This window comes from Halomonas sp. V046 (assembly GCF_052645355.1).
Window position 1 is genome coordinate 161,690 of sequence record NZ_JBQXYF010000010.1, and the last position, 25,115, is coordinate 186,804.

Annotated in this window: 21 protein-coding genes; 11 read left to right on the forward strand and 10 right to left on the reverse strand. The window is 64.5% G+C overall.

The window, feature by feature from the left end; genetic code table 11:
• Positions 1 to 48: 48 nt before the first annotated feature.
• From ACUN9Y_RS15065 to fliE, 10 genes are all read right to left on the reverse strand, one after another.
• Positions 49 to 1,131, reverse strand: coding sequence for a chain-length determining protein (locus ACUN9Y_RS15065; RefSeq protein ID WP_445461537.1), 1,083 nt, complete (start codon positions 1,129 to 1,131; stop codon positions 49 to 51).
• 206 nt (positions 1,132 to 1,337) lie between these two features.
• On the reverse strand, positions 1,338 to 2,429 hold the full coding sequence (locus tag ACUN9Y_RS15070) for an ABC transporter ATP-binding protein (RefSeq protein WP_445461538.1): 1,092 nt from the start codon (positions 2,427 to 2,429) through the stop codon (positions 1,338 to 1,340).
• Positions 2,426 to 3,229: an ABC transporter permease gene (locus ACUN9Y_RS15075; RefSeq protein ID WP_445461539.1), complete on the reverse strand. Its 804-nt coding sequence runs from the start codon at positions 3,227 to 3,229 to the stop codon at positions 2,426 to 2,428. The genes ACUN9Y_RS15070 and ACUN9Y_RS15075 overlap by 4 nt, the downstream gene beginning before the upstream one ends.
• A gap of 10 nt (positions 3,230 to 3,239) precedes the next feature.
• Complete coding sequence (locus ACUN9Y_RS15080; protein ID WP_445461540.1) at positions 3,240 to 4,916, reverse strand: polysaccharide biosynthesis/export family protein; 1,677 nt, start codon at positions 4,914 to 4,916, stop codon at positions 3,240 to 3,242.
• An 11-nt stretch (positions 4,917 to 4,927) separates the two neighbouring features.
• Positions 4,928 to 5,248, reverse strand: a complete 321-nt coding sequence (locus ACUN9Y_RS15085) for a DVU3141 family protein (RefSeq protein ID WP_445461593.1) — start codon at positions 5,246 to 5,248, stop codon at positions 4,928 to 4,930.
• 173 nt (positions 5,249 to 5,421) lie between these two features.
• Complete coding sequence (cysN, locus tag ACUN9Y_RS15090; protein WP_445461541.1) at positions 5,422 to 7,335, reverse strand: sulfate adenylyltransferase subunit CysN; 1,914 nt, start codon at positions 7,333 to 7,335, stop codon at positions 5,422 to 5,424.
• 12 nt (positions 7,336 to 7,347) lie between these two features.
• Positions 7,348 to 8,262 (reverse strand): sulfate adenylyltransferase subunit CysD, encoded by a 915-nt coding sequence (gene cysD, locus ACUN9Y_RS15095; RefSeq protein ID WP_445461542.1) that lies wholly within the window; start codon positions 8,260 to 8,262, stop codon positions 7,348 to 7,350.
• A 1,804-nt stretch (positions 8,263 to 10,066) separates the two neighbouring features.
• Entirely contained in the window at positions 10,067 to 11,944 is a 1,878-nt protein-coding gene (locus tag ACUN9Y_RS15100; protein ID WP_445461543.1) for a methyl-accepting chemotaxis protein, read from the reverse strand.
• 76 nt (positions 11,945 to 12,020) lie between these two features.
• On the reverse strand, positions 12,021 to 13,850 hold the full coding sequence (locus ACUN9Y_RS15105) for a methyl-accepting chemotaxis protein (RefSeq protein ID WP_445461544.1): 1,830 nt from the start codon (positions 13,848 to 13,850) through the stop codon (positions 12,021 to 12,023).
• A 117-nt stretch (positions 13,851 to 13,967) separates the two neighbouring features.
• Positions 13,968 to 14,306: a flagellar hook-basal body complex protein FliE gene (gene fliE, locus ACUN9Y_RS15110; protein ID WP_445461545.1), complete on the reverse strand. Its 339-nt coding sequence runs from the start codon at positions 14,304 to 14,306 to the stop codon at positions 13,968 to 13,970.
• Positions 14,307 to 14,544: 238 nt separating this feature from the next.
• Between fliE and fliF the strand changes: the two genes are divergently transcribed.
• From fliF to fliP, 11 genes are all read left to right on the forward strand, one after another.
• A complete protein-coding gene (gene fliF / locus ACUN9Y_RS15115) occupies positions 14,545 to 16,290 on the forward strand; it encodes a flagellar basal-body MS-ring/collar protein FliF (RefSeq protein WP_445461546.1) in 1,746 nt (581 codons plus the stop codon).
• Positions 16,283 to 17,287, forward strand: coding sequence for a flagellar motor switch protein FliG (fliG, locus tag ACUN9Y_RS15120; protein WP_445461547.1), 1,005 nt, complete (start codon positions 16,283 to 16,285; stop codon positions 17,285 to 17,287). The genes fliF and fliG overlap by 8 nt, the downstream gene beginning before the upstream one ends.
• Entirely contained in the window at positions 17,280 to 18,050 is a 771-nt protein-coding gene (locus ACUN9Y_RS15125; protein ID WP_445461548.1) for a flagellar assembly protein FliH, read from the forward strand. The genes fliG and ACUN9Y_RS15125 overlap by 8 nt, the downstream gene beginning before the upstream one ends.
• 13 nt (positions 18,051 to 18,063) lie before the next feature.
• Entirely contained in the window at positions 18,064 to 19,455 is a 1,392-nt protein-coding gene (fliI, locus tag ACUN9Y_RS15130; RefSeq protein ID WP_445461549.1) for a flagellar protein export ATPase FliI, read from the forward strand.
• On the forward strand, positions 19,452 to 19,910 hold the full coding sequence (gene fliJ / locus ACUN9Y_RS15135) for a flagellar export protein FliJ (RefSeq protein WP_445461550.1): 459 nt from the start codon (positions 19,452 to 19,454) through the stop codon (positions 19,908 to 19,910). Before fliI ends, fliJ begins: the two co-directional genes overlap by 4 nt.
• Positions 19,911 to 19,928: 18 nt before the next feature.
• Positions 19,929 to 21,332: a flagellar hook-length control protein FliK gene (locus tag ACUN9Y_RS15140; protein ID WP_445461551.1), complete on the forward strand. Its 1,404-nt coding sequence runs from the start codon at positions 19,929 to 19,931 to the stop codon at positions 21,330 to 21,332.
• 227 nt (positions 21,333 to 21,559) lie between these two features.
• The gene (fliL, locus tag ACUN9Y_RS15145; protein WP_445461552.1) at positions 21,560 to 22,042 is read left to right on the forward strand and encodes a flagellar basal body-associated protein FliL; all 483 of its coding nucleotides are present in this window, start codon (positions 21,560 to 21,562) and stop codon (positions 22,040 to 22,042) included.
• Positions 22,043 to 22,055: 13 nt separating this feature from the next.
• Positions 22,056 to 23,105: a flagellar motor switch protein FliM gene (gene fliM, locus ACUN9Y_RS15150; RefSeq protein ID WP_445461553.1), complete on the forward strand. Its 1,050-nt coding sequence runs from the start codon at positions 22,056 to 22,058 to the stop codon at positions 23,103 to 23,105.
• Positions 23,098 to 23,628 (forward strand): flagellar motor switch protein FliN, encoded by a 531-nt coding sequence (gene fliN, locus ACUN9Y_RS15155; RefSeq protein WP_445461554.1) that lies wholly within the window; start codon positions 23,098 to 23,100, stop codon positions 23,626 to 23,628. Before fliM ends, fliN begins: the two co-directional genes overlap by 8 nt.
• Entirely contained in the window at positions 23,625 to 24,209 is a 585-nt protein-coding gene (fliO, locus tag ACUN9Y_RS15160) for a flagellar biosynthetic protein FliO (RefSeq protein WP_445461555.1), read from the forward strand. The genes fliN and fliO overlap by 4 nt, the downstream gene beginning before the upstream one ends.
• Entirely contained in the window at positions 24,206 to 25,063 is an 858-nt protein-coding gene (gene fliP, locus ACUN9Y_RS15165; RefSeq protein ID WP_445461556.1) for a flagellar type III secretion system pore protein FliP, read from the forward strand. The genes fliO and fliP overlap by 4 nt, the downstream gene beginning before the upstream one ends.
• Positions 25,064 to 25,115 lie beyond the last annotated feature (52 nt).

The window sequence follows — 25,115 nt, forward strand, 5'->3', positions numbered from 1 at the left end:
CAGCGAAGAAGAACTCAAGCAAAAAAAGGCACTCTCGACAGGTCGAGCTCAGTCGCGATGGTCCTGGACGATCAACCACAGCATGTTGGCGATGAAGGCGAGGAACAGCGCCACGATGATGAACACGGTGGTGTTGTAGAGACGCTCGGGCTTGGTCGGATACTCGGGCAGTAACGGGCTCTGCAGGATGCTCACCTGCTTGAGCTTACGAGCGGCCTCGATACGAGTGTTCTCCAATGCCGCCAGGGCGCTGGAGTAGGTCTCCTGGGCGAAGCGAGCACTCAGCTCGAGGCTCTGGTACTCAGACGAAATACGGTTGAGTGAATTGCCGGCGGCCTGGGCCAGGCGATCACGCTCACTGCCGATCTGCGCTCGCAGTGCGGCGATCTCGCTCTCGACGCGAACCATGTCGGCGGAGCGGGCGCTGGAGAAGCTGCTCAGTGCGCTGCGGCGCGCCTGGAGCCTGGCCAACTCTCCCTCGAGCCCCGCCACCACCTGATTCAAGCTGTCAACGGTGCCGGTGGGTGACACCAGCCCGTGCGCGTTCTGGTAGGCCAGCAGGGCCGCTCGAGAGTGATCCAGGCGCTCGCGCAGACGCTCGACCTGAACCTCGAGGAAGCCGACCTGCTCTTCGGCCAGGCGCTTGCCCATGTCGTTCATATGCGCCTCGCCGGCTTCGAGCAGCAGCTTCGTCATGGCCTGCGCGAATTCAGGGCTGTAGGCCTGCACCTCGAGCTTCAACACACCGGCATAGTCATCCAATTCGACGCGGACCCTGCGCAGGTAGTACTCATGAAGGTCTTCTATCGGCGCATCGGCATGCCACAGCCGGGCGAAGATGTCGCCGTGCTCGCTGTAGTGGGCACGAAAGTCGAGCTTCTGTTGGATCGCCTGAAGCATGTCCACAGACAGCAGAAACTCGCGCAACAGCAACATGTCGCTGTCGCTATTGGCCCCCGTCAGAATCGACGAGAAACTGATCTGGGGAGCCGCGATCTGTGGGCTCTCGAGGACCACGACGGCCTCCGAGACGTAGCGGTCCTCGGCCCAAAGCGTCCAATAGAACCCGACACCCAGGATCGACAGGCCCGCCAACACCCAGTGGGGGTAGCGCGATAACAACGCAGTCATGGTCAAGCATCCCTGCTAGAAGGTGAATCATGCGCCAACAGCGCGGCGCCGGCACCGAATCCGAAGGTGACGACATGCACATTGCCCGGCGACAATCGTCAGGCGTGGCGAGTTCGAGAAACCCGGCGAGAAAGGGCGTGAAATGCGCCTGTCAGGGCCCCCAAGAAGTTCCTATGGCGACCCGGGACGCTCCGGGGAAGTGCTCCTCAGTCCGAGGGCGGGGCCTGTCGCTTGCGGGCCTGAAGTAGACGACGGGCGGTGTGGAGACGGTCGCGGGCGATGGTAATCGCGGCGGCCTGTTGCCTGTCCGTGCTGTCCTGCGCGTCACCAGAAGACGCCCGCTTTGCGGTAGCCTTGGCACCATCAAACGCCGCTTTGCGCAAGCGCAATTCGTGGCGTAGCTCGGCCATATCCATGGCTTCCAGGGCATCATCCGTGGTGCCCTCAGCAGAAGACCGCTGAGCGCCAGGCCGGTCGTCACCATCGACAGCGATGCTTGTCGGAGAAGGGTTCGAGGCTCGCGCCATCGAGGTCGACACTGGCGGGTGCGCAACCGCAATAGCCCGCTCCGGGGGGGCTCGGCGCGCGCGCGTCGCCGCCGAACTCGTGGCCGACGAGATGCCCTGACCCGACAGCACGGCATCACTGTCTGCGTGGTAAGCGGCAATGGCCTCGCGAATATCGTCAAACCACAGCGCGCCGCCATCCTTGAGATAGACTCCGGCCTGGCACAGGTCCAGCAGAATGCCTTCACTGTGCGACACCATGATCAGGCTGGCCCGGTTGACCCTTTCCTTGAACGCCTTCGAGGCCTTGGCCTTGAAGGCTCTGTCCCCCACCGAGGTGGCCTCATCGGACAGGTACACATCGAAGTCGAAGGCCAGCGACAGACCAAAATTGAGGCGCGCTCGCATGCCCGACGAGTAGGTGCGAATCGGTTCATCGAAGGCGCTGCCCAGTTCCGCGAAGGCCTCGACGCTGTCGATCACCGACTGAACATTGCGCCGCCCCCCGTGCACCCGGGCCACGAACTTGACGTTCTGGCGCCCGGTCATCGAGCCCTGGAAACCACCGGCCAGGCCCATTGGCCAGGACACCCGAGCGCGACGCTGAATGTCGCCTCGTTCGGGCGTATCCATGCCGGCAATCAAGCGCAGTAGCGTCGATTTTCCGGCGCCGTTGCGTCCCAGCAGTCCAACGCTCACCCCCGCCGGCAACGTCAGATTGATGTCCTTGAGCACCCAATCGGCGGCCGAATGCTGGTGGTAGCGCTTGTAGAGGCCACGGATATCGATCATTGGGCAATCAACCGTTGCTGAAAGCGCAGGTGCAGCGCCAGCCCGAGCGCCAGGCAGGCCAACGTCACCAGCCAGAAATAAATCATGCTGCTGCCCGGCACCCGCTGATAGCCCTCGAAGAAGCCCTGACGCAGAAACTCGAGACCGTGTACGGCAGGGTTGAGCAGCAGATACTCGAGCATCCAGTGGGGCATGTTGTGGATGGGAAAGATCACCCCAGAAAGAATCAGCAACGGCATGATCATCATGCGCAGGATGATGCCCACCTCGGGAATCAAGGTGCCGAGCACCGAGACGATCAGGCCGAGCCCCAGCCCCAGGCACCATAGAGACAACCAGATCGACATCGCCAGCAGCGCGTTGTCGGGTGCCAGATCCACTTGAAGCATCGCTGCCCCGGCGATAAACAGGAGAAAGATCAGCGAACGCAGCATGCCCTCGAGGAAATTGCGTACCAGCACCGGATCCACCGGCCTGACCTGACGATAGGCGTACAGGGCCTGATTGGCGTCGACCGCTCCCAGCCCTCGCATCATGCCCTCGCGAACCAGGAAGAAGCCCATCAGTCCAACGACCATCCAGGGAATGAACGGTGCCCCGACGATCAGTCCATCACTGCGAATGAAGCTTCGGATCGCGACCATGATCAGGATGAAGATCATCGGTTCGGCGACCATCCAGAACCAGCCCATGCGATCGGCCATGGTGCGCGAGATAGCCTCGCGCATGAACATGGCGTACCACACACTGCGGGTCACCTCCCAGGGGGAGCGTTCGGGTGAAGCGTCACGTGTAAGCATGATCCGGACCTCAGAGGTCGATGGCGACCTTGGTGGCAACGGCGATCTGATAGAGGATCTGAGTGATACTGGTTGCCAGCTGCAGGTTCTTGGTCGGCACCGCCGGCATCACCAGCACCTCGTCACCGGGTCGCAGGCTGATGTCATCGGCGTCACGCACCGCCCCGTTCTGTCGCACGACCAGGATGTGATCCTCATCGCCCCGCTGGGTCAGGCCTCCGGCGCCATCGATGTAGTCCCAGACGCTCATGCCCGGCCGAAATACCGCCGCCTGAGGCACGATGACCTCGCCGCTGATCAACACCGAGTCGGTCACCTCGGGCAAGGTGATGACGTCACCATCCTGCAGGCGAATATCACTGATGCCGGCGTCGTGGGCCACCACCAGACGACCACTCGGCTCTAGTGTCCTGGCGCGCTCGACGAAGGTCTGGATCAGCTCCGCTTCCCGCACCCGGATCTGGGCTTCCTCATTGGTCGCCGAGGAGGCGCCAAGGTAGGTGGTTTCGAGTCGCCGCAGACTGTCGTGGAGAGCCTGGCGCTGCTGACGCGCAACGCTTTCCCGCTTGATCGAGACACTTTCCTCGGCGGTCATGTCCGCTGGCACCGCGACCGCGTCGAGCAACTCGCCAAGGCGGGCATCTCGCGGCAAGGCATAGCGTGACGCACCGAAGAAGCTGCCTTCCAGCGTCACCACGATGCTGTCCTCGCGCTGGTCAGCGCTGAACACAACCTCGTCCCCACGCTGGATCGATCGGTCGAGGAACTCGGACAGTGACAGGTACGTCGCCACCGGCCCAGTGGCTCGATCACCACGCAGCAGCACGTGGGAGACCCCGCTTTTCAGTCGCGCCAGCTGTACCAGTTCACTGCCCAACAGGTTCTGGCCGCGCAATTCGTAGCGATAGGCCCTCTCGACGTCGCCGGTCACCGCGAAGGACGAACCACGCTCATCGACCACGATGGTGTCACCGTCGCGCAGTTGCGGACGAGGTATGTCGCCACGCAACAGGAAGTCGTAGAGATCGATGCTGGCCATGACCTGGCCACCGCGCATGAGGCGGATGCGTCGATAGCTGCCAAGCGCATTGTCGATGCCACCGGCCTGGTCCAGGAAATACAGCACCGAGTCGGATGGTGTTCCCGCGTAGCGTCCGGGGTTTTCCACATAGCCGGTGACGAACACCCCGACGGGCTGGACACCCTGCAGGTTGGTGTAGACCTGGACGTTCTCCGGGTAGACGCTCTGGATCGCTTGACGCACCCGGGCATCGAGCTGAGCGCTGCTCACTCCCTGGACATCGAGGGGGCCAATGGAGGGCAGGAAAATATTGCCCTGGGCATCCACCGGCATGACGCGATCAAACTCGACCGCGCCCCAGGCGCGCAAGGTGACCTGGTCGCCCGGCTTGATGCGGTAGTCCTGATTCAGGCCATCGACCATGGTGCCGCGAAAGCCGCCTTCGAAAAGATTGGCGCCAAACGGGGGCAAGCTGTCGATATCCACCCGCGGAGCTTGCGCCACCGGGCCATAGCGATCGTTGCTCCAATCGGCCCGAGGGGGGGCGTCGACCTCCGCCGACACCGGCTGCTGCGCGGAGGCGGCGGGCAGGACTTCCCCGGGCAATGAGAGGCTCTGCGCCGAGGACAGCGACGGGAGAGCAAGCAGCAGACTGGCACCTATCATGGCTCTGACATTCATTTCAGCGCACCCTCACCGTTGTAGACACCAGTGACCAGACGCCGCGTCACCCACCCGGCGCCCGCCTCGCAAGCCACCGCATGCTGTAGCGCCCCCATCGCGCCACGCCTGACTTCCAAGTGACGGCAGACGCGTTGGCTAGCAGCGCCATAGGAGGGCCCCACCGTCACCTCCGCTCCCGCCCCCCAGGGTCCCGATGCCAGGGTGGTGACGGCTCCCGCGGGGGCCGACGCGAAGAAGCCGCCGAGACTCGGGTCCACCGCCGTCCCCTGACTTCCTCCAACGATCGTTCCCGAGGCAAGCGGCGCCACTGGCATCGTGTTCACACACCCCACCAGCAGCAACGGACACACCCATGCCGCCCAGCGCAATGAAGCCCGCCCTGAACGCGAGACAGGAACCGAAAATTCACGTAAAGATGCACAAGAGTTGGACATTTATTGACTCGACATTCCAGGCTAATAAACTCCCCACCGGGGCTGTCGTATAGTTACAACTGCTTTAGAAGTTTCGCAATAATGTCGTGTTGACTCAGGACATCGGTATTGACCTTCACCTCGGCCTCCACGGGGACTTCATAGGGGCTGTTAATGCCCGTAAAATCTCGAATCTTTCCCTCTCTTGCCTTTTGATACAATCCCTTAGGGTCTCTTCCCTCGCAAACATCCAAGGGCGTATCGACGAAGACCTCGACAAAACACCCGTCCTTGAACAATCCCCTTACCGCCTCCCTATCTGCTCGAAACGGCGAAATAAAGGCGGTAATAACGATCACTCCGGCTTCAGCAAACAAGCGTGACACTTCGCCCACTCGGCGGATGTTCTCGCCGCGTTCCGCCTCCCCCATGCCGAGATCCTTGCACAACCCATGACGGATATTGTCACCATCCAGCAGCATGGTGTGATAGCCGCGCCGATTGAGCTCCACTTCCAGGGCATTGGCCAGGGTCGACTTGCCGGAACCCGACAGTCCCGTGAACCACACGCATTTCCCCCCATGGCCGTTGAGCTGCTCGCGCATCTGCTGGGTCACGCTGGTGCGATTCCACACCACGTTGGCCTTGCTGTCGTTGTCGCGATACTCGTAGGGCAACTCACTGTCCAGCGGACGATGAATCATGCCGGCACCCACGGTGATATTCGAAAGCCGGTCGATGACAATGAAGCTGCCAGTACCCGGGTTGGTGCGGTAGTCGTCCACCGGCACCGGCGCGGTCAACTCTACCTGGCAGCGAGCGATGGCGTTCAGGTCCAGCTTGTCGGCATGGCGCTGTTCCAGCGTGTTCACATCCACCTGGTAGTCGATGGCCGCTATTTTTCCCGCCAGGTCACGAGTCGCTAGCTTGAGGTCATACAAGCGACCAGGCTCGAGAGGGGCCTCATGCATCCAGACAATATCGGCCTCGAAGTTCGACGCCAGCATCACGTCGTCATCGGCGGCGACCAACCAGTCACCGCGCGAGACATCGATCTCGTCGCGTAGCGTGACGCTGATCGCCTGCCCCGGATAAGCGGCATCGAGATCACCATCGAACGTCACGATGCGATCGACGACCGACGTCTTGCCCGACGGCAGCGCCTTGACCCCCTTGCCTGGCATCATCACGCCGGCGGCCAGGGTGCCGCAGTAGCCACGAAAATCCAGGTTCGGCCGATTGACGTACTGCACCGGCAGACGCAGGTCGCGCAGGTTCTGGTCATGGCTGATCTCGACGTTTTCCAACAGCTCCAGCATGGCTGGGCCTTGGTACCAATCCATCAACTCGCTCGGGTTGACGACGTTGTCGCCCTTGAGTGCCGACATCGGCACGAACTGGATATCCCGGGCGTTGAGCTTGCCGGCGATCAGCTGGTATTCGGCGACGATTTCCTCGTAACGCGCCTCGGCGAACTCGACCAGGTCCATCTTGTTGATGGCCACCACCAGGTGCTGGATGCCGAGCAGGTCGCAGATGAAGCTGTGGCGGCGGGTCTGGGTCTGCACGCCGTAGCGGGCATCGATCAGAATCACCGCGAGGCTTGCGGTGGAAGCGCCGGTGGCCATGTTGCGAGTGTACTGCTCGTGCCCCGGCGTATCGGCGATGATGAACTTGCGCTTGTCGGTAGAAAAGAACCGATAGGCCACATCGATGGTGATGCCCTGCTCCCGTTCGGACTGCAGGCCATCGACCAGCAACGCCAGGTCGACCTCCTCGCCGGTGGTGCCGCTGGTCTTCGAGGCCTGGGTGATCGCCGCCAGCTGGTCTTCATAGATCATCTTGGAGTCATGCAGCAGCCGTCCGATCAGGGTCGACTTGCCGTCATCGACGCTGCCGCAGGTGATAAAGCGCAGCAGGTCCTTGTTCTCATGCTCCCTGAGATACTGCTCGATATCTTCGGCAATAAGCTCTGACTGATGTGACATGTTCCCGCTCCCTTAGAAGTAACCTTCGCGCTTTTTCTTTTCCATCGACCCGGCCTGATCATGGTCGATGGCGCGTCCACTGCGCTCGCTGGTCCGCGTCAGCAGCATTTCCTGGATGATCTCGGGCAGCGTGGCCGCCTCGGACTCCACGGCACCGGTCAGCGGGTAGCAGCCCAGGGTGCGAAAGCGCACCCACTTCTCTGCGGGGACTTCCCCAGGCTCAAGGGGCAGGCGGTCGTCATCGACCATGATCTGCATGCCATCGCGTTCCACCACCGGGCGCGGGGCGGCGTAGTAGAGCGGCACGATCGGAATGGCCTCCAGGTAGATGTACTGCCAGATATCGAGCTCGGTCCAGTTGGACAGCGGGAACACGCGAATGGACTCGCCCTTGTTGACCTTGGCGTTGTAGATGTTCCACAGCTCCGGGCGCTGACTCTTGGGCTCCCAGCGGTGGTGCTTATCGCGAAAGGAGAACACGCGCTCCTTGGCGCGACTGGCTTCCTCATCGCGCCGCGCGCCACCGAAGGCGGCATCGAAGCCGTACTTGTCGAGTGCCTGCTTGAGACCAGCGGTTTTCATCACATCGGTGTACTTGGCGCTGCCATGATCGAACGGGTTGATGTTCGCCGCCACGCCTTCCTCATTGATGTGTTCGATGAGCTGCATGCCGGCCTGTTCCACCATACGATCGCGAAACTCGATCATCTCGCGAAACTTCCAGGTGGTGTTGACGTGCATCAGAGGGAACGGCGGCGTCCCGGGATAGAAGGCCTTGCGCGCCAGGTGCAGCATCACCGACGAGTCCTTGCCGATGGAATACAGCATCACCGGGTTGCGGAATTCGGCGGCGACTTCGCGAATGATGTGGATCGATTCGGCCTCGAGCTGTTTCAAGTGCGTCTGTCGGTCGGGGGAAATGTCCATGGCCACAGTGGTCCTTACTCCAGCATCGAAAGCGTCCCGAGTGTCTGGCGACAGTCTCTGGACGAAATGGGGAAAGACGAGAACAGAGCGCGTACGGTGGGCCGGCTGTCGCCGCCGCCCCGAGATACCGCCGTGCCTGCCTCCCGTCGATTCGCGGTACCTGCCAGGTGCCAGCCATTGCCACCTATCAGGGGCCTGCTACTGCCTACTACTTCTTGCTGATGCATGACGAATATCTGCCGGATGCCTGCCGTTGCCTTACCGGCCGCTCTCGGCGACCAGCACCGCCCACGGGACGTAACGACCGGCGCCGACACAGGGGTCTCTTGAACGCCTTGCTGAAACGGCCCGTCTTCGCAGTGCAGGCAACTCGTAAGCCAGCACCAGACTACGTAAAGGTCGCATTCAGGCACGCTACCGCCCCGGGGTTTCAGTGGGCGCTGTCCCTGTCCCGTTTTGGCATCATTTTTTCTTTCTCGTCATTCAAGGCACGGCAAAGTAACAAAATCGACCGCTGCCACAGCTCTCGAGATTAATGTCTGAAAGTTCGTCATTCCACCCCAACAAAGTTATTAGACAGCAGCGCAACTGGATAAAGCATACTTGCTAATCCATTGGCTTTTTACTGTGCTATTTTGAAGCATTACCGCAACCAACAGAAGAACACCAGATATCTAAATAAAACAAAAAATGCACATAAAAAACCAATCGACAATATGGCAAAAACCAACCTAAACAGCATCTTATAAAAACACCGCTTGGCGGCACAGATATAGCGTCACAGCATAAAAAAACGCCTTACTCCTACACCAAGAAGACGAAAACGTCTCAATAAATTCAGAAAAATTTCACAGTTTTGAGCACGCTACAAAAAATTTGAAAGATGCACCCGACCAACTAACAATAAGGAAAGAAGAATGCCGCAATAACATCACGGACGTTAACAAGGGTCGGCCAGGATTATCCGAACCGGAATCTATCGAAAGTTGCCGGCAATGGCGGTAGCACTCTTCGGTGGTTGCCAGCAATCATCGCGGCGGGTCTACCTCGACCCGGCGAGACCCCTGGTGGGGCATGGGCGAGGCAAGAGAGGCCAGATGGGGGAGATAAGAGAGAAGAACAAACGATGCCGGTCCTGACACTGGAGAACGCCTAGGCTGGGCGGTCCCACCGGCCCATGAGCCGGTCAATGTCGAAGGCGCCGTTTTACTGCCTCGCGGGGTCCGGGGTGGCCCAAGGGGTACGATTCCAGAAAATGAGATTCTTCATACTTACATCTCGGCAACTAAGTCTCAGCCACCCAGATCCAACAAAACTTGCAGCAGGAGCGAAATTTCGACGCAGGGGCCCCGGAAGCCGCGCCTTTATGCTTGATCAAAGGAAAACGGCGCGATACGCGTCGCAGACAACGTGAGAAAGCGTGAAAACCTGCCGATAGAGAGCCGTTGTCGCACAAGGGCTCGGGCGAGTCCGCCCCGACTCATCGGCGATTCAGCCCACTTTGTTACCCAACCTCGATGAATCGGCAAAATCTACAATCCAGCAACACGACACTGGTGGTCCGTCGTATCGAAGGCTCCAGCGGAAAATGAGCCTGCCATGGCGCTTGGCCCGCCTCCCCAATGCGTCGATGGCGAAGGACAATGGCGAAAGGCAATCCACAAGAGAGGCCGGAGGCACGGCTCCTGCCTCCCTTGTGTCAACCAGGGGTCTCGAACGCTTGGCCCATGAGGGACGAACGCCGCCGTCACTGAGCGCTACAGCCGCTGTAGTTAGCGAATCCGCCCCCGCAACCGACGCCCGGCTAGACGTTCGTCATCGCTGCCTGCCCCGGCTGGCGCAGGGCGTTGGCGTCTCGCGGCGTCACCTGGAGGCTCTCCCCGCCGAGGGTGAAGCCTCCCACCACGGCGAAGAGGCGATCGGCCTGCTCCTTCAACCGCTCGGCCGCGGCCGTGGACTCTTCCACCAGCGCCGCGTTCTGCTGCGTCATGCGGTCCAGCTCGGACACGGCAACGTTGATCTGGGTAATGCCGTCGCTTTGCTCTTCGGCCGCTACGCTGATTTCCCCCAGGCTCTCGGCCACTCGGCCGACCTGGGTCACCAGCTCCTCCATGGTGACGCCGGCCTGGCGTACCAGATCGGTGCCCGAACTCACGCGTTCGCTGGAAGTGTCGATCAGTTGGCGAATTTCCCGCGATGCCTCGGCAGAGCGATTGGCCAACTGGCGCACCTCCCCGGCGACCACGGCAAACCCCCGCCCGTGCTCGCCGGCCCGGGCGGCTTCGACCGATGCATTGAGCGCCAGCAAGTTGGTCTGGAAGGCTATGCCATCCATGACCTTGACGATATCGGCGATCTGCTCGGAGGACTGGGTGATGCCCTCCATGGTACTGACCACTTGAGTCACCACCTCGCCGTTGCGACCCGCCATCTCGGAGGCCTGACGCGATAGGCCGTTGGCCTGACGCGAGGAATCGGCGGTATGAGACACCGTACTGGTGATCTCCTCGATGGATGCCGAGGTTTGCTGCAGGCTGGCCGCGGCGTTTTCGCTGCGACGCGACAAGTCCTGTCCCCCCAGGGCGATCTCACCGGCGGCCACCCGCACCGATTCGCTGCTGTCGCGGATCGTCAGCATCGCCGACTCCATTCGCGCCACGAAACGATTGAAGGCCGCGGCGATCTGCGCCACCTCATCCTTGCCCTCTTCGGGCAAGCGACGGGTCAGGTCGCCGTTACCGCTGGCGACATTGACCATGGCATCACGGGCGACATCGAGACGACGGAAGGCCATGCGCAGCAGGCCGCCCAGCACCAGTACGGCGGCACTCCCCACGACCACGAGAGTAATGACCGATGCCTGGGTAACCTGGCGCACGCCAGCACCGGCTTCGGCCACATCCATGGCCACCACCAACTGCCAGTCGGTGTTGTCTATCGGAAAACCGATCAGGCGCTGTTCACGGTCGTCGATAGCGACCTCGGGAGGCGATCCAGACTGCCCGAGTGTTGCCAGAAAAGCCGGCTGCAGCGATGCCGACAGGTCCGTGGCAGGGGCCAGGCTCAGCGTACTGTCGGGGTGGGCGATCAGCGTCCCATCTTCGCTGACCAGAAAGGCGAAACTGTCCGGCGTCGGCGCAATGGCGTTGACGGTGCTGACGACACTATCGATGGCGATATCACCGCCGGCCACCGCCACCAGGCGACCGCCATCATAGAAAGGTGTGGCGAAAGTCACCACCAGCCCGCCGGTGTTGGCATCCACATAAGGGCGGGTCACCACTGTCCGCTGGGCCGCCGTGGCTTGCTTGAACCAAGGGCGTCCGCGCGGATCATAGTCGGCCGGTGCCTCCCAGCCATCGGAAAACACCGCGTCGGAGGTATCGGGATAGGCCATGTAGGTGGTAAGGAACCCGCCACCTTGCTGCAGTTGCAACAGGCTTGTCAGGGGGGCTTCGGCGGTGGCCATCGGGGCCAGTGCTTCGATCATCTGCACGTGCCCGGAAACCCATTCATCGATGGCACGTCCATTGCCTTCGGCAACGGCCGCCAGGTCGGTGGCGACCTGACGGTCCTGGTGATGGTTGAGGATGGTCAGGCTGACGGCGCCGTTGATCACCAGCGCGGCGACGATAACCGCCACCGTGGTGATCAAAATGCGAATTCTCAGGGAGTGGATCATTATCGCTCTCGTTGATCAGGCTTGCCCCGGTGCCCCGGGTTCTCGAGAGCGGATATCGACCATCTGACATGCAACTTTAGTCAGGAGCGTAAACAGCGCGCCCGGCAGGCCCTGTCGATGGGCGTGAGGCACCGACGAGCCACTCGGTGTCGAGCGGCTCCGCCTTGTGCTTATGCCCCCGTGCCTTGTGCGTCATCGTCTCCCTCTTTGCGCCTCGTTTAGCCTCGCCAGCCAGGCCATGTTTGGCACGGCCGGGCGGCGGCAGGCGCATGTGCCCGCCACGCTCAAGCAGCGCGCCCGCTGCCTGTGCCAGAGACTCGGTGGTGGTCTGTGCTCGCTCGACCATGGCAGCGTTGTGCTGGGTGACGTGGTCGATATCGCGCACGGCCAAGCGAATCTGCTCCAGCCCCCGTTGCTGTTCCCCGCTAGCTCGGTCGATACCATCGATGCGTTGCCCCAGCTCGTGCACCGCGGCAACAATCGCCCGATTGGCCGCGTCGGCCTCCCTGGATTGGCGCCCACCGGCCTCGATGCTAGCCCGGGAGTCGGCGATCAATCGGCGAATGTCGCCGGCAGCCGCCGCACTGCGTGTCGCCAGATTCCTGACCTCTCCTGCCACCACGGCGAAGCCGCGGCCTTGCGCACCAGCGCGGGCCGCCTCCACCGACGCGTTCAACGCCAGGATATTGGTCTGAAACGCGATCCCGTCGATCAATCCGACGATCTCCTGAATGCGTGCGGAACGGCGCTGAATGTCTCCCATGGTGGCGGCCACGGCGGCCACGCTTCGACTACCGTCGGCGGCGCGGCGCGTCACGTCCTCGGCCAGGTGGTTGGCCTCACCAAGGTGTGCGCTACTCTGGGCTGCGCTGCTGGTCAACTCCTCGAGGCTCGCCACCGTCTGCTCCAGGCTGGCCGCCTGCCGCCGGGTACGCATCGCCAGCTCACCATGGTCATCGCGCAGACGCCGGGCACTTTCATCTACGCTGTCGCTCCCTTGACGCATATCCTCGACGCTTGCCGCCAACGCCAAGCGCATGGCATCGAGCGCCACGTACAGGCTCTCGATCTCGTTACAGGTGTCCGGGGCGGCGCGCGCGGCCACGTGGGTCGTGGAAGAGCCCGGGACAGCGGTGGTGCACGTACGCCAGAAAGAGATCATGAAAGACCGCCTGGACGGCATCGCCTGAACCACCGATTGCGACAGGTCCCCCTCGGCCATGGCATGAAAATGATCGACGAGGCGAGCGAGGGGTCGCAGCACATTCGCGCGCACGCCCCACACCACGATCACCACCATCGCGGCCGCGAGGCCAAGGGCCAGCAACATGGCAAGATTGAGCCCCGTCGCCAGGTCACGAAAACCGCCCGCCTGGCGATCGCCACGCTGCGCCAGGGTCACGAAATAGCCGTCGGCGGCATCCATGAACGCCTGACTCATGGCGCTGACCCGGGATTGGCCGGAGTCGTAGGCGCCGATGTCGCCTTCCTTGAGCACCATCAACTGCAGCTCCAGGCCGGTGCCAAGCAACGACCGAAAACGCGACTCCAGCGCATCGATGGCGTCTTGCTGGGCCGGCACCGCCAGGAAACGCGCGAAGGCCCCACGCGCTTCGGCCAGTAGCGCCTCGGTCTGCTCGATCAGCGGCCCGGGGCGGTCGAAGGACGGGCGGCGAATCAGACCGGCCGCATGATCCATGGTCAGGCGAGAGCGCAACATCGCGACATAGGCACGATTGAGTGACCGAGTCTGCTCGACCTGTGTCTCACGCAGGCTATCGAAGGCGGTCTGGCCGTGGAAATTGGCATACAGGCCAAGGCCGCCGAGGACGGTCAAGACCAAGGTAAAGGTGAGAAGCACCAGCGCGCCGCTGGTGCGAATGGTCATGCGCTCGATGCGCCGCATTGTTGATATGTCCCTTGCTGAATCCTGCCTCTGGACGGGCCGGTGGACACATCAATATCAGACAATCATTACATTATCGTTTCTGCACAAACACGAAGCGGCGGCGGACGCCCACGCTCACACTTGCATGTTCATCACATCCTTGTAGGCGCTGACCAGTCGATTACGCACCTGCTGCCCCATCTGAAAGGCCACGCTGGCCTTCTGCATATCGACCATCACGTCGTTGAGTTCCACTCCGGGCGTGCCGGCCTGAAAAGCCTTGGCCTGCGTATCGGCGGTCTGCTTGAGCTCGTTGATGCGCTGGATCGAGGACTTCAGCGCATCGGCGAAGCCGGTATCGGCCTGCATGCCAGCACCGCCTGCCGCCAACCCACGCGAATCGTTGGCCTGACCGGCCTGCTGAGCCATGGATGTCATCTGGGCGAGGGCGGACTGCATCGCGGGTATGGCCATGAACGGAATTCCTGGTCGATGAAAGACGTTGCCAAGCCTATCAAGTCGCGTCACGTCGCCATTGACGCAAATGGAGTGCAAAAGACCGGCTATTTCGACCTTTGCGGTGACGCGGCCTACGGATAATGGCTGTCATCACAGAACCGCGCCCAGGCTGCGGACCACTCCGAGAAACGGACGGCCTCATGTCACCTCAGTCCCCCAAGGCCCACAAAGCTCTCCACGGCAGGAGGCGCGCATGAGCGCTGCGTCCGCCGACGCCGCCGCGACGCCCTCGCCAGGGCTCGCCGGCCTGAGAACAAAGCTCAAGGGTAGCCCGCTGATCGCGCTACTGATTGGCGCTGCCGCGACCATTGCCATCCTGGTGGCACTGGTGATGTGGGCCTCACGCCCGGACTTTCGCGTGCTGTTCAGCAACCTCACCGAGGCCGATGGCGGGGCCATCATCAACGAGCTCGATAGCCGCGGCATCCCCTACCAGTTCAGCGCCGGCGGCCAGGCCCTGCTGGTGCCGAGCGAGCAGGTCAATACCCTGCGCCTGCAGCTGGCCGAGCAGGGCCTGCCCCACGGCGGCAATATCGGCCTTGAGCTGATGGAGAGCCAGGCCTTCGGCATCAGCCAGTTTGCCGAACAGATCAACTATCAGCGCGGGCTGGAAGGCGAGCTGGCGCGCTCCATCGCCTCCCTCGGCCCGGTCGCCGAGGCCCGCGTCCACCTGGCACTCGCCAAGGACTCGGTGTTCGTGCGCGAGCGCCAGCCGGCCAAGGCCTCGGTGGTCGTCACCCTGGAGCCTGGCCGTCGCCTCGGCGAAGGCCAGATCGCCGCCATGGTGCACCTGGTCTCGTCCAGCGTGCCCGACCTGATCGCCGAAGACGTGACCGTGGTCGACCAGGGGGGGCGCCTGCTGTCTTCGCCGACCAGCAATGGCAACGGGCTCGACGGCACCCAGCTCGACTATATCGCCGACGTCGAACGCTCCTACCAGCGCCGTATCGAAGCCATCCTCGCGCCGATTCTCGGGCCAACCAACGTCAAGGCCCAGGTCACTGCCCAGATCGATTTCGCTCGGCGCGAGGAGACCGCCGAACGCTACTCCCCCAACCAGCCGCCCAACGCGGCGGCGGTACGCAGCCGACAGACCAGCCTCGACGTCAACGGCGATGGCGACCTGGCCAGCGGTATCCCCGGCGCACTGAGCAACACCCCGCCCGGAACCGCCCCCTCGCCCATCGAGGCGCCCCAGGACCCGGCGGGTCAAAACGACGCCCAGGCCGAGGCCAACCCGAACCCGACCGCTGCGGCGGCGGGCGATCAGGGCGGAGACCCCTCGCGCCTACGCCGCGACGACGTCATCAACTACGAGGTCGATCGCCAGGTCTCCCACGTTCAGTACCGCAGAGGACGCATCGAGCGGCTGTCCGCCGCCGTGGTGGTCAACTATCGCGCCACCACCAATGACGCGGGCGAGACCAGCGAGGAGCCCCTGGAGGCCGCCCAGATCGACCAGATCGAACGCCTAGTGCGACAGGCCATGGGCTATTCCGATACTCGCGGCGACGAGCTGGCGGTGGTCAACAGCCCCTTCACCACCGCACCGGACAGCGCCCCCCTGCCCTGGTGGAAGGACTCCGACGTTCAGCGCCTGGCCTTCGCCCTTGGCCGCTACCTGCTGATCGGCCTGGCCCTGCTGCTGCTCTATCTGCTGATCTTGCGCCCGCTGATCCGCCGCTATACCGAGTCGTCTCCGGCGCTGGCACCGGCTACGGCACCGTTCAGCGCCCGCGTCGGCGATGACGACGACGATGTCTCCGGTGCCAGTGACAACGAGGAAGGCGACGACGAGACTCAGCCCTATGCCCGAACACCGCGGCGACGCAAGGCATCGGCCTACGAGCAGAATCTCAACGACCTGCGTGAAATGACCCAGGAAGATCCCCGCATGGTGGCCATGATCGTGCGCAGCTGGATGAATGAGAATGACTAGGATCGAGACTCCAAGCGGCCTGCGCCGCAGCGCCGTGCTGCTCCTTGCCCTCGACGAGGACAGCGCCGCCGAGGTGTTCAAGTACTTGAATGCCCGTGAAATACAGAACCTGTCCCGGGAGATGGCCCAGCTTGGCCAGGTCTCCCATGACGAAATGCGCAAGGTCCTGCAGGCGTTCCATGACGAGACCGAGGAATACATCGGCCTGAACATGAACTCGAGCGAACACATCCGCTCGGTGTTGACCAAGGCACTCGGCAGCGAACGCGCCTCGAGCCTGATCGAGGACGTACTGGAAGCCACCGGCCCGAGCTCCGGCATCGATGCCCTGAACCTGATGGAAGCCTCGACGGTGGCCGAACTGATCAGAGACGAGCACCCCCAGATCATCGCCACGGTTCTGGTGCATCTGGAGCGGCCCCAGGCCGCCGACGTGCTCGAGCAATTCGACGACAAGCTGCGCAACGACGTGGTGTTGCGTGTTGCCACCTTCAGTGGCGTGCAGCCGGCGGCGCTGCAGGAACTCACCGAGGTGCTCACCAGCATGCTCGATGGCCAGAACCTCAAGCGCGCCAAGATGGGCGGCGTGCGCACCGCCGCCGAGATCCTCAACCTGATGAACTCCTCCCAGGAAGAGGCTGCCATCGATACCGTTCGCGCCCACAGCGAAGACCTGGCCCAGCGCATCATCGACGAAATGTTCCTGTTCGAGAACCTGGTCGACCTGGACAGCCGCAGCATTCAGCTCGTGCTCAAGGAAATCGACACCAACTCGCTGGTGGTCGCGCTCAAGGGAGCCCCCGAGGCGCTCAAGGCCAAGTTCATGCTCAATATGTCCCAGCGCGCCGCCGACCTGCTCCAGGAAGACATGGATGCGCGCGGCCCGGTGCGCGTGTCCCAGGTCGAAGCCGAACAGAAGACCATCCTGCAGATCGTCAGGCGCTTGGCCGACAGCGGCGAGATAGTGCTCAGCGGCGGAGACGAAGCCTATGTCTAGCGCGTCCCACGACCGCCACGAGCCCCCGGCGAAACTCGATGCCAGCACCTGGCGGCGCTGGGACATGGGCCAGTTGCGCGGCGAGACCGAGCAGCCGACCGACGCCAGGCCCGTGCCGACCGATGCGCGGACCGGTACCGACGCCGCGACCGAGCGGCGCCAGGCGCTGGACGCCCAGCACCAACAAGCCGTGGCGGAAGGACGCGAAGCCGGCCGCCAGCAGGGCCACGAACAAGGCTTTTCCGACGGCTACAGCGCCGGGCTCGAACAGGGCCTTACCGAAGGCCGCCGGCGTGCCGAACAGGAAATCCAGGACGCCATCGAACAGCGCAGCAGCGAAGCCCTGGCGCCGCTTGCCACGCTGATCGAGAGCTTTCATCACGAGCTCACCGCACTGGACGACGCCATCGCCGACGACCTGGTGGACCTGGCACTGGCCACCGGCCGCCAGTTGGCCGGCGATGCCCTGAAGGCTCGCCCGCGCCAGGTCGTCGAGCTAGTCCAGGGCCTGCTGCACACCGACCCACCGCTGGTCGGCCAGCAGCGCCTGTGGCTGCACCCGCTGGACCTGAAACTGGTCGAGCGCCACCTGGGCGAGACCCTGGCCGCGGCCGGTTGGTCGCTGCGTGGCGACGAGCGCCTGCACCGCGGTGGCTGTCGCGTGGCGGGTGAGCAAGGCGAGCTCGATGCCACCTGGGAGCGTCGTTGGGACGCGGTCAACGCCCAGGTTCGCCGCCGTTCACGCACGCCCACCGCCGACTAGTCCGGAGATCGCCATGCCCGATGCGTCCAGCACCTCGCCCCACCACCAGCACTGGCAACATAGCCTGCGGGCGGTCACCGCGCGCATCGAGCCGTTGCCGCCGGTGCGCGCCAGTGGCCGAGTCGTGCGTGCCACCGGCATGGTGATCGAAGCGGTCGGCCTGCAGGTGGCCCTGGGCAACAGCTGTCGCATCGAGTTGCCCGATGAATCCAGCACGGGAAAACGCTACGCCGAGGCCGAAGTGGTGGGCTTCGCCGGCGACCGCCTGTACTTGATGCCACTGGCGGAGATCAGCGGCCTCACCCCCGGGGCCAGGGTACTGCCGCTCGGCGAGGGCGCGCCGGGCAGCGCCAGACGTTTTCCGCTGGGTGAGGCACTGCTCGGCCGCGTGGTCGATGGTACCGGCGCCCCGCTGGATGGCCTCGGAGACCTCAGCGAAGCGCCCCGGGCGCCGCTGGCCACGCCGCCGCTCAATCCCCTGTCGCGCTCGCCCATCGCCGACCAGATCGACGTCGGCATTCGCGCCATCAACGCGCTGCTCAGCGTCGGCCGTGGCCAACGCATGGGGCTGTTCGCCGGGTCCGGCGTCGGCAAGTCGGTGCTGCTTGGGATGATGGCCCGCTATACCCGCGCCGATGTCATCGTGGTCGGCCTGATCGGCGAACGTGGCCGCGAGGTGCAGGACTTCATCGACAATATTCTCGGTGCCGAAGGCCGGCGCCGGGCGGTGGTGGTGGCCGCCCCCGCCGATACCTCACCGCTGCAACGCCTGCAGGGCGCCGCCTACGCCACTCGCCTGGCCGAGGGCTTTCGCGATGACGGCAAGAACGTGCTGCTGATCATGGACTCCCTGACACGCTACGCCATGGCCCAGCGCGAGATCGCACTCGCCATCGGCGAGCCACCGGCGACCAAGGGCTATCCGCCCTCGGTCTTCGCCAAGCTGCCGAGCCTGGTCGAGCGCGCCGGCAACGCCGAGACCGGCGGTGGCTCCATCACCGCCTTCTATACGGTACTGACCGAAGGCGATGACCAGCAGGACCCCATCGCCGACTCGGCGCGGGCCATTCTCGATGGCCACGTCGTGCTGTCACGCACCCTGGCCGAGGCAGGCCACTACCCGGCCATCGATATCGAGGCCTCGATCAGCCGCGCCATGACCGCCATCGTCAGCGACGACCAGCGCCGGCGGGCCCAGGCCTTCAAGCGTCTGTTCTCGCGCTACCAGCGTAACCGCGACCTGATCAGCGTCGGCGCCTACCAGCCCGGCCACGACCCCGAACTCGACGAGGCGGTGCGCCGCTTTCCCGATCTCGAAGCCTTTCTACAGCAACCCATCGAGGAGTGCGCCGACCTCGACCAGGCCCGTCAGGCGCTCGATCGTACCCTCGGAGGATCGCCATGAGCCGCACCACGCCACTCGACACCCTGATCGACCTGACCCGGGACGCCCGCGACCAGGCCGGCCAACGCCTGGCCGGCGAACGCGGCAAGGAGCAGCAGGTCGCGGCCCAGCTCGAATCACTGACCGCCTATCGCCGCGAGTACGCCGACAGCCTCGCCGATTCCATGAGCCGCGGTATCGACCCGGCCACCCTGCACAACACCCAGCGCTTTCTGGCCTCCCTCGACGAGGCCCTGGGCCGTGCTCGCCAAGCCCTCGACGGCCAGCGCCAGCGCGTCTCCCAGAGCCAGCAGCAATGGCAGGGCGAACAGCAACGGCTGAACGCCTACGACACCTTGGCCAGTCGCCGCGCCGCCGAAGGCGTCGTGAAGGCCGCACGTCAAGAACAACGCACCACCGATGACATGGTGAACAGCCGCCTGCAGCGCGCCTCCGCCCTGCCCGAAGGCCTCTGACCCGAAGGAGTTTCGCCCATGGATATTTCGCTGCTCGCGCCCTCGGCCGGGCCCGCCGCCACTCGAGGCGGCACCACCGGCACCGCGGCGGCTAGCCCGGGCGAATTCGCCCAGCGCCTGGCCAGCCTGACGCCTACTGGCGAGCAGGCCGCTACGCCGCCCAGCCAGAACCAGAATCAGGTCCAGGGCCAGGGCCAAGGCGGAAGCCAGGCCCCGCTCACCGGCGACGAGACGCCGAACCTCAACGACCGCCTCGGTGACGGCCTGAACGACTCAGCCCAGGGCGACGATGGCAACGCCACCGCCACGACCCTCAGCGAGCTGTCGCCCTGGTTCGCCGCCCTCGCCGCCGAGCCCCAGGCCGCGGCTACCGTCACCGTCGGCGGTACGCCAGGCGAGGCGGGGCAGCGCCTGGCAACGGTCGCCGACGCGGGACACGCGGCCAGCGCCGTGGCCAACGCCCGCGAGCGCCTGGCGGTCATGGCTCAGGTCGCCGCTCGCCCCGCCGGCCTCGCCACCGCTACCGCCACCGCTACCGCGGCTTCCCCCCTCAAGGTCGATGCCCCGGCGATGATCGACGCCTCGGCGTCACCCCTGACCACCGCCCTCCAGGCGGCGGCGCGGGGCCTTCGCGCCTCGCCCCCCCCCACCGGGGCCCCGGTCGACGATACGCGGGCATCGGCCAATGGCATCACGCCTATGGCCCAGGCCGTCGCACGGCAGGCAGGCACACCAGACACTTCCGGCACCGCCACTGGCGCCCTCCAGAGCCTGGCCTCCGACGATGCCACGCCAAGCCTCGCGCCTTCCGCCCCACGCACCCAGGGCGCTACCCTGGACGTCCCGGCGGCCATGGACAGAGGCCTTGGCGAGGCGAGCACGCCGCGCGGGGCGGAGACGATGGTGGCGGGTGCCGCCTCACCAGCCACAGCCCATCCCACGGCGTCGAACCCAACGCTGGCTCAGGCCACCCTGACTGCCCCCCTCGCCAGCCAGGCCTGGAACACCCAGCTCGGCAGCGTCATGGCGCGGCTCGGCCGCACCGACGGCCACGGGGAGCAGCGCATCGAGCTGCGCCTGAACCCCGCCGAACTCGGCCCTCTCACGGTGAGTCTGCGCCTTGGCGAGCACGGCGCCCACGCCCAGTTCCTGTCCGCCCAGGCGCCGGTGCGCCAAGCCGTGGAGCAAGCCATCCCGCAGCTGCGTGAGGCCCTTGAAGAACAAGGCATCAGCCTCGGTGAAGCCTCGGTCAGCGACCATGGCCAGGGCCAGCAAGAGCGCTTCGCCGAGGCCCGCCAGAGCGGCGGCCCTGGCGGGCCGATCACGAGTTCCCAGCCCGGCGCTGACGTCGGCGCCGAGCGTGGTGCGACCGATTCACGGCCCGCGGTGGCGCTCGACGGCCGGGTCGACCTTTACGCCTGAGGGCGCGAGCCGCGCTGAGCGACAGCCCGTCGGCGCGGCAAAGGACGGACCCGCCCAGGCCGGTCACAAACTCTCAAGATAGGCGTGAAGACGACGCCTGTTCGAGCCATCGCCGATCCTTCTCCGGCGCCATACTGAGCTACCTCCCCGCGCCCCGACCACGGTCACGGGGTCCACCGCTTCCATTGGCGCCAGCGCCCGGCGTTTTGATTGAGGAACACAAGGACATGGCGAAATCTCGTGCGCTGACCTGGATACTGGTGATCCTCGTCGTGCTGGCCTCCTCCGCGGCGGCCGCCGCCTTCTACCTGCTCTACCAGGACCGCGGCGATGACGGCTTCGCCCACGCCGGCGAGACCCTGCAACAGGCGGTCGCCCCCGCCGTGGCGGCGCCGCCGATCTATGTCAGCCTCGACCCCTTCACCGTCAACCTGGCCGAAGACGGCGATGGGCCCCGCCTGCTCTATGCCGGCCTCACCCTCAAGGTGAAAGACGCGGCAACCCAGGAGGCCCTGGCTACCTATCGCCCCCAGGTCCGCAATCGTCTGGTCCTGCTGCTGTCGGGCAAGGCGCCTGGCGATATCTCCAATGCCGAAGGCAAGCAGCGCCTGGCCGATGAGATCGTCGCGCGGCTGTCCGACGCCCTCGACGGCGGCCAGACCGAGCTTCACATCGACCAGGTGCTCTTCACCGAGTTCATCGTGCAATAGGCAGGCCATTTCCATGTCCCAAGACGACCTGCTCTCTCAAGAAGAGATCGACGCCTTGCTCAATGGCGTCAGCGGTGACGACGAGCCCGTGAGCCCGGCGGCCAGCGGCCCCAAGGGCCGCATACGCGCGTTCGACCCGGCCACCCAGCACCGCATCATCCGCGAGCGCCTCCAGGCGCTGGATATCATCAACGAACGCTTCGCCCGGCACTTTCGCACCGGCGTCTTCAATTTGCTCCGACGCAGCGCCGACATCACCGTCGAGGCGGTTCGCTACCAGAGCTACAGCCAGTTCGCGCGTAACGTGCCGGTGCCGACCAACATCAACATCATCGCCATGAAACCGCTCAAGGGCTCCGCCCTGATCGTGTTTCCCCCGAGCCTGGTGTTCATGGTGGTCGATAACCTGTTCGGCGGCGACGGGCGCTTTCTGACCAAGTCCGAAGGCCGCGAGTTCACCAATACCGAACAACGCATCATCCAGCGGGTCTTGCAACTGGCCATCGACGCCTACAGCGAAGCGTGGAAGTCGGTGTACCCGCTGGACATCTCCTACCTGCGCTCGGAGATGCAGTCGAAATTCGCCAACATCACCAATTCGCCCAACGAAATCGTGGTCAACACCGACTTTCATCTGGAAGTCGGCAACCTGGCCTCGAGCTTCCAGATCTGCATCCCCTACGCCATGATCGAGCCGTTGCGGGACCTGCTGACCAACCCGTTGAGCGACGGCAACCGCGACAAGGACGGCGCCTTTCATCGACGCATGGCCGGCGAGCTGCGCCATTCCCAGGTGGAACTGGTGGCGGACTTCGCCGACCTGCCCTCGCGCATCTCCGAGGTGATGAGCCTTACGGTCGGCGACATCCTGCCCCTCGAGCTGCCCGAGACGGTAACCGCCCGGGTCGACGGCGTCCCGGTCATGGAATGCGAGTACGGCAGTCAGCACGAGCAACGCGCGCTGAGAGTGCTGCGCATGTTCGATCATGGCGCCGGCCACAGCCCCGCCAACGCCTTCGTCAAAGTCTCACGGCCCCCTTCCAAGGAATCGCACCATGACTGACCCCAACAAGCCCAACGACCCGGTTGGCGACGACGACTGGGCCGCCGCCATGAACGAACAAGGCGACGCCGAGGGTGCCGCGCCGGACGAGGATCCCTGGGCCGAAGCGCTGGAAGAACAAGCCCAGCACGAACAGATCCAACAGACACCGGCGTCGGCCAGCCAGGCCGACGCCGCGGCTAGCCCGGCGCCATCGCCTGCCAAGGCCGCCGGCGACAGCGTCTTTCGTCCCCTCGGCGAAGGCGCCAACAGCGGTGCCGCCCGGGATCTCGAGATGATCATGGACATCCCGGTCAAGCTCAGCGTCGAGCTCGGCCGCACCCGCCTGACCATCAAGCAGCTGCTGGAGCTTGCCCAGGGCTCGGTGGTGGAGCTCGAAGGCCTGGCCGGCGAGCCGATGGATATCCTGATCAACGGCTACCTGATCGCCCAGGGGGAAGTCGTCGTGGTCGAAGACCGCTACGGCATCCGCATCACCGAGATCATCACGCCCTCCGAGCGGGTCCAGAAACTCAACCGATGAGTACCGCCGACTCCTCCCCTGCCGTGATCGACGCCAGCGCCGCACTGGCCGTCGATGGCGATCTCACCCGCCCCGGCTCGGTGAGCGAAACGGTCGCCGCGTCCACCGAGAGCTCCCCGTCGTCCGCGGACGACGGTCTACTCGGTCTCGCCATGCTCGGCAAGACCGCCGGCGCCCTGGCGCTGATCGTGATCGTGATCCTCGGCCTTGCCGCGCTGCTCAAGCGCCGCGGCCTGGGGCGTACCGCCCATCGTGCCCACCTCCAGGTGGTCGGCAGCACCGCCGTGGGCAATCGCGAGCGGGTGGTGGTGGTGGAAGTCGAAGACCGGTGGCTGGTCCTCGGTGTCGGCGGTGGCCAGATCACCCCCCTGGACAGCCTGCCGGCCCGCGGCGCTCCCGCGGGGGCCGGCTCAGATTCGGGCTCGGGCTCGGACTCACCGCAGTCGACCATGGACGCCCAGGCCTCGGCCGGCGAAAGCCGCGTCCGCCATGACGCCGGCATCGACCCCCAGGCAAGCTTTGGCGCGCGCTTTGCCCAGGCCATGAAGGCCAACCTCGGCGGCAGAGGCCACGACCAATGACGGCTATCGCGACAACGCCATCGGCCTTAGCCATCGTCACCGGCTCTGGCTCTGGCTCTAGCTCTGGCAGCGCATCGCCTCGCTGGGCACCGCGCCGGGTGCAGCGCCTGTCGGCCTTCGCCCTCGCCGTGCTGACGCTGACCCTGCTGGCCAGCTTCAGCGACGCCGCCCTCGCCCAGCAGATCCCCGGCGTCATCACCGAGCCCATGGCCGGTGGCGGCCAGAAGTGGTCGCTGTCGCTGCAGACGCTGCTGCTGCTCAGCGCCATGGCATTCCTGCCGACGATGCTGCTGATGATGACCAGCTTCACCCGCATCATCATCGTGCTGAGCCTCTTGCGTACCGCCATGGGCACCGCCTCCACGCCGCCCAATCAGGTGCTGCTGGGCCTGGCCCTGTTCCTGACGGCCTTCATCATGTCACCGGTGCTGTCCGAGGTGTATCAACAGGCCTGGGCGCCGCTGTCCGCCGACCAGATCGACTTCGGCGAGTTCGTGCTGCGTGCGCAAGAGCCGTTTCGCGAGTTCATGCTCGGCCAGACCCGGGAACCGGACCTGGCGATGTTCGCCCGCCTGGCCGACATCGGCCCCATGGCCGGCCCCGAAGACGTCCCCATGCAAGTGCTGGTGCCGGCGTTCGTGACCAGCGAGCTGAAGACCGCCTTCCAGATCGGCTTCACCATCTTCATTCCGTTTCTGATCATCGACCTGGTGGTCGCCAGCACCCTGATGTCGCTGGGCATGATGATGGTGCCACCGATCACCATCTCGCTGCCGTTCAAGCTGATGCTGTTCGTACTGGTCGATGGCTGGCAGCTGATCATCGGCTCCATGGCCGAGAGCTTCTACGTCTAGTCGTCGGCGACCCAGGCATACCCATTGCCACCCACCATGGCCGCCAGGCAAG

Excerpts from the sequence above, each read along its gene's own strand:
- fliJ (WP_445461550.1), top strand. The coding sequence starts at position 19,452 with ATGAGCCGCACCACGCCACTCGACACCCTGATCGACCTGACCCGGGAC.
- fliM (WP_445461553.1), top strand. The coding sequence starts at position 22,056 with ATGTCCCAAGACGACCTGCTCTCTCAAGAAGAGATCGACGCCTTGCTC.
- fliP (WP_445461556.1), top strand. The coding sequence starts at position 24,206 with ATGACGGCTATCGCGACAACGCCATCGGCCTTAGCCATCGTCACCGGC.
- cysN (WP_445461541.1), bottom strand. The coding sequence starts at position 7,335 with ATGTCACATCAGTCAGAGCTTATTGCCGAAGATATCGAGCAGTATCTC.
- fliI (WP_445461549.1), top strand. The coding sequence starts at position 18,064 with ATGCCCGATGCGTCCAGCACCTCGCCCCACCACCAGCACTGGCAACAT.
- ACUN9Y_RS15065 (WP_445461537.1), bottom strand. The coding sequence starts at position 1,131 with ATGACTGCGTTGTTATCGCGCTACCCCCACTGGGTGTTGGCGGGCCTG.
- ACUN9Y_RS15100 (WP_445461543.1), bottom strand. The coding sequence starts at position 11,944 with ATGATCCACTCCCTGAGAATTCGCATTTTGATCACCACGGTGGCGGTT.
- ACUN9Y_RS15080 (WP_445461540.1), bottom strand. The coding sequence starts at position 4,916 with ATGATAGGTGCCAGTCTGCTGCTTGCTCTCCCGTCGCTGTCCTCGGCG.
- ACUN9Y_RS15140 (WP_445461551.1), top strand. The coding sequence starts at position 19,929 with ATGGATATTTCGCTGCTCGCGCCCTCGGCCGGGCCCGCCGCCACTCGA.
- ACUN9Y_RS15070 (WP_445461538.1), bottom strand. The coding sequence starts at position 2,429 with ATGATCGATATCCGTGGCCTCTACAAGCGCTACCACCAGCATTCGGCC.
- fliO (WP_445461555.1), top strand. The coding sequence starts at position 23,625 with ATGAGTACCGCCGACTCCTCCCCTGCCGTGATCGACGCCAGCGCCGCA.
- cysD (WP_445461542.1), bottom strand. The coding sequence starts at position 8,262 with ATGGACATTTCCCCCGACCGACAGACGCACTTGAAACAGCTCGAGGCC.
- ACUN9Y_RS15075 (WP_445461539.1), bottom strand. The coding sequence starts at position 3,229 with ATGCTTACACGTGACGCTTCACCCGAACGCTCCCCCTGGGAGGTGACC.
- ACUN9Y_RS15105 (WP_445461544.1), bottom strand. The coding sequence starts at position 13,850 with ATGCGGCGCATCGAGCGCATGACCATTCGCACCAGCGGCGCGCTGGTG.
- fliE (WP_445461545.1), bottom strand. The coding sequence starts at position 14,306 with ATGGCCATACCCGCGATGCAGTCCGCCCTCGCCCAGATGACATCCATG.
- fliF (WP_445461546.1), top strand. The coding sequence starts at position 14,545 with ATGAGCGCTGCGTCCGCCGACGCCGCCGCGACGCCCTCGCCAGGGCTC.
- fliG (WP_445461547.1), top strand. The coding sequence starts at position 16,283 with ATGACTAGGATCGAGACTCCAAGCGGCCTGCGCCGCAGCGCCGTGCTG.
- ACUN9Y_RS15085 (WP_445461593.1), bottom strand. The coding sequence starts at position 5,248 with ATGCCAGTGGCGCCGCTTGCCTCGGGAACGATCGTTGGAGGAAGTCAG.
- fliL (WP_445461552.1), top strand. The coding sequence starts at position 21,560 with ATGGCGAAATCTCGTGCGCTGACCTGGATACTGGTGATCCTCGTCGTG.
- ACUN9Y_RS15125 (WP_445461548.1), top strand. The coding sequence starts at position 17,280 with ATGTCTAGCGCGTCCCACGACCGCCACGAGCCCCCGGCGAAACTCGAT.
- fliN (WP_445461554.1), top strand. The coding sequence starts at position 23,098 with ATGACTGACCCCAACAAGCCCAACGACCCGGTTGGCGACGACGACTGG.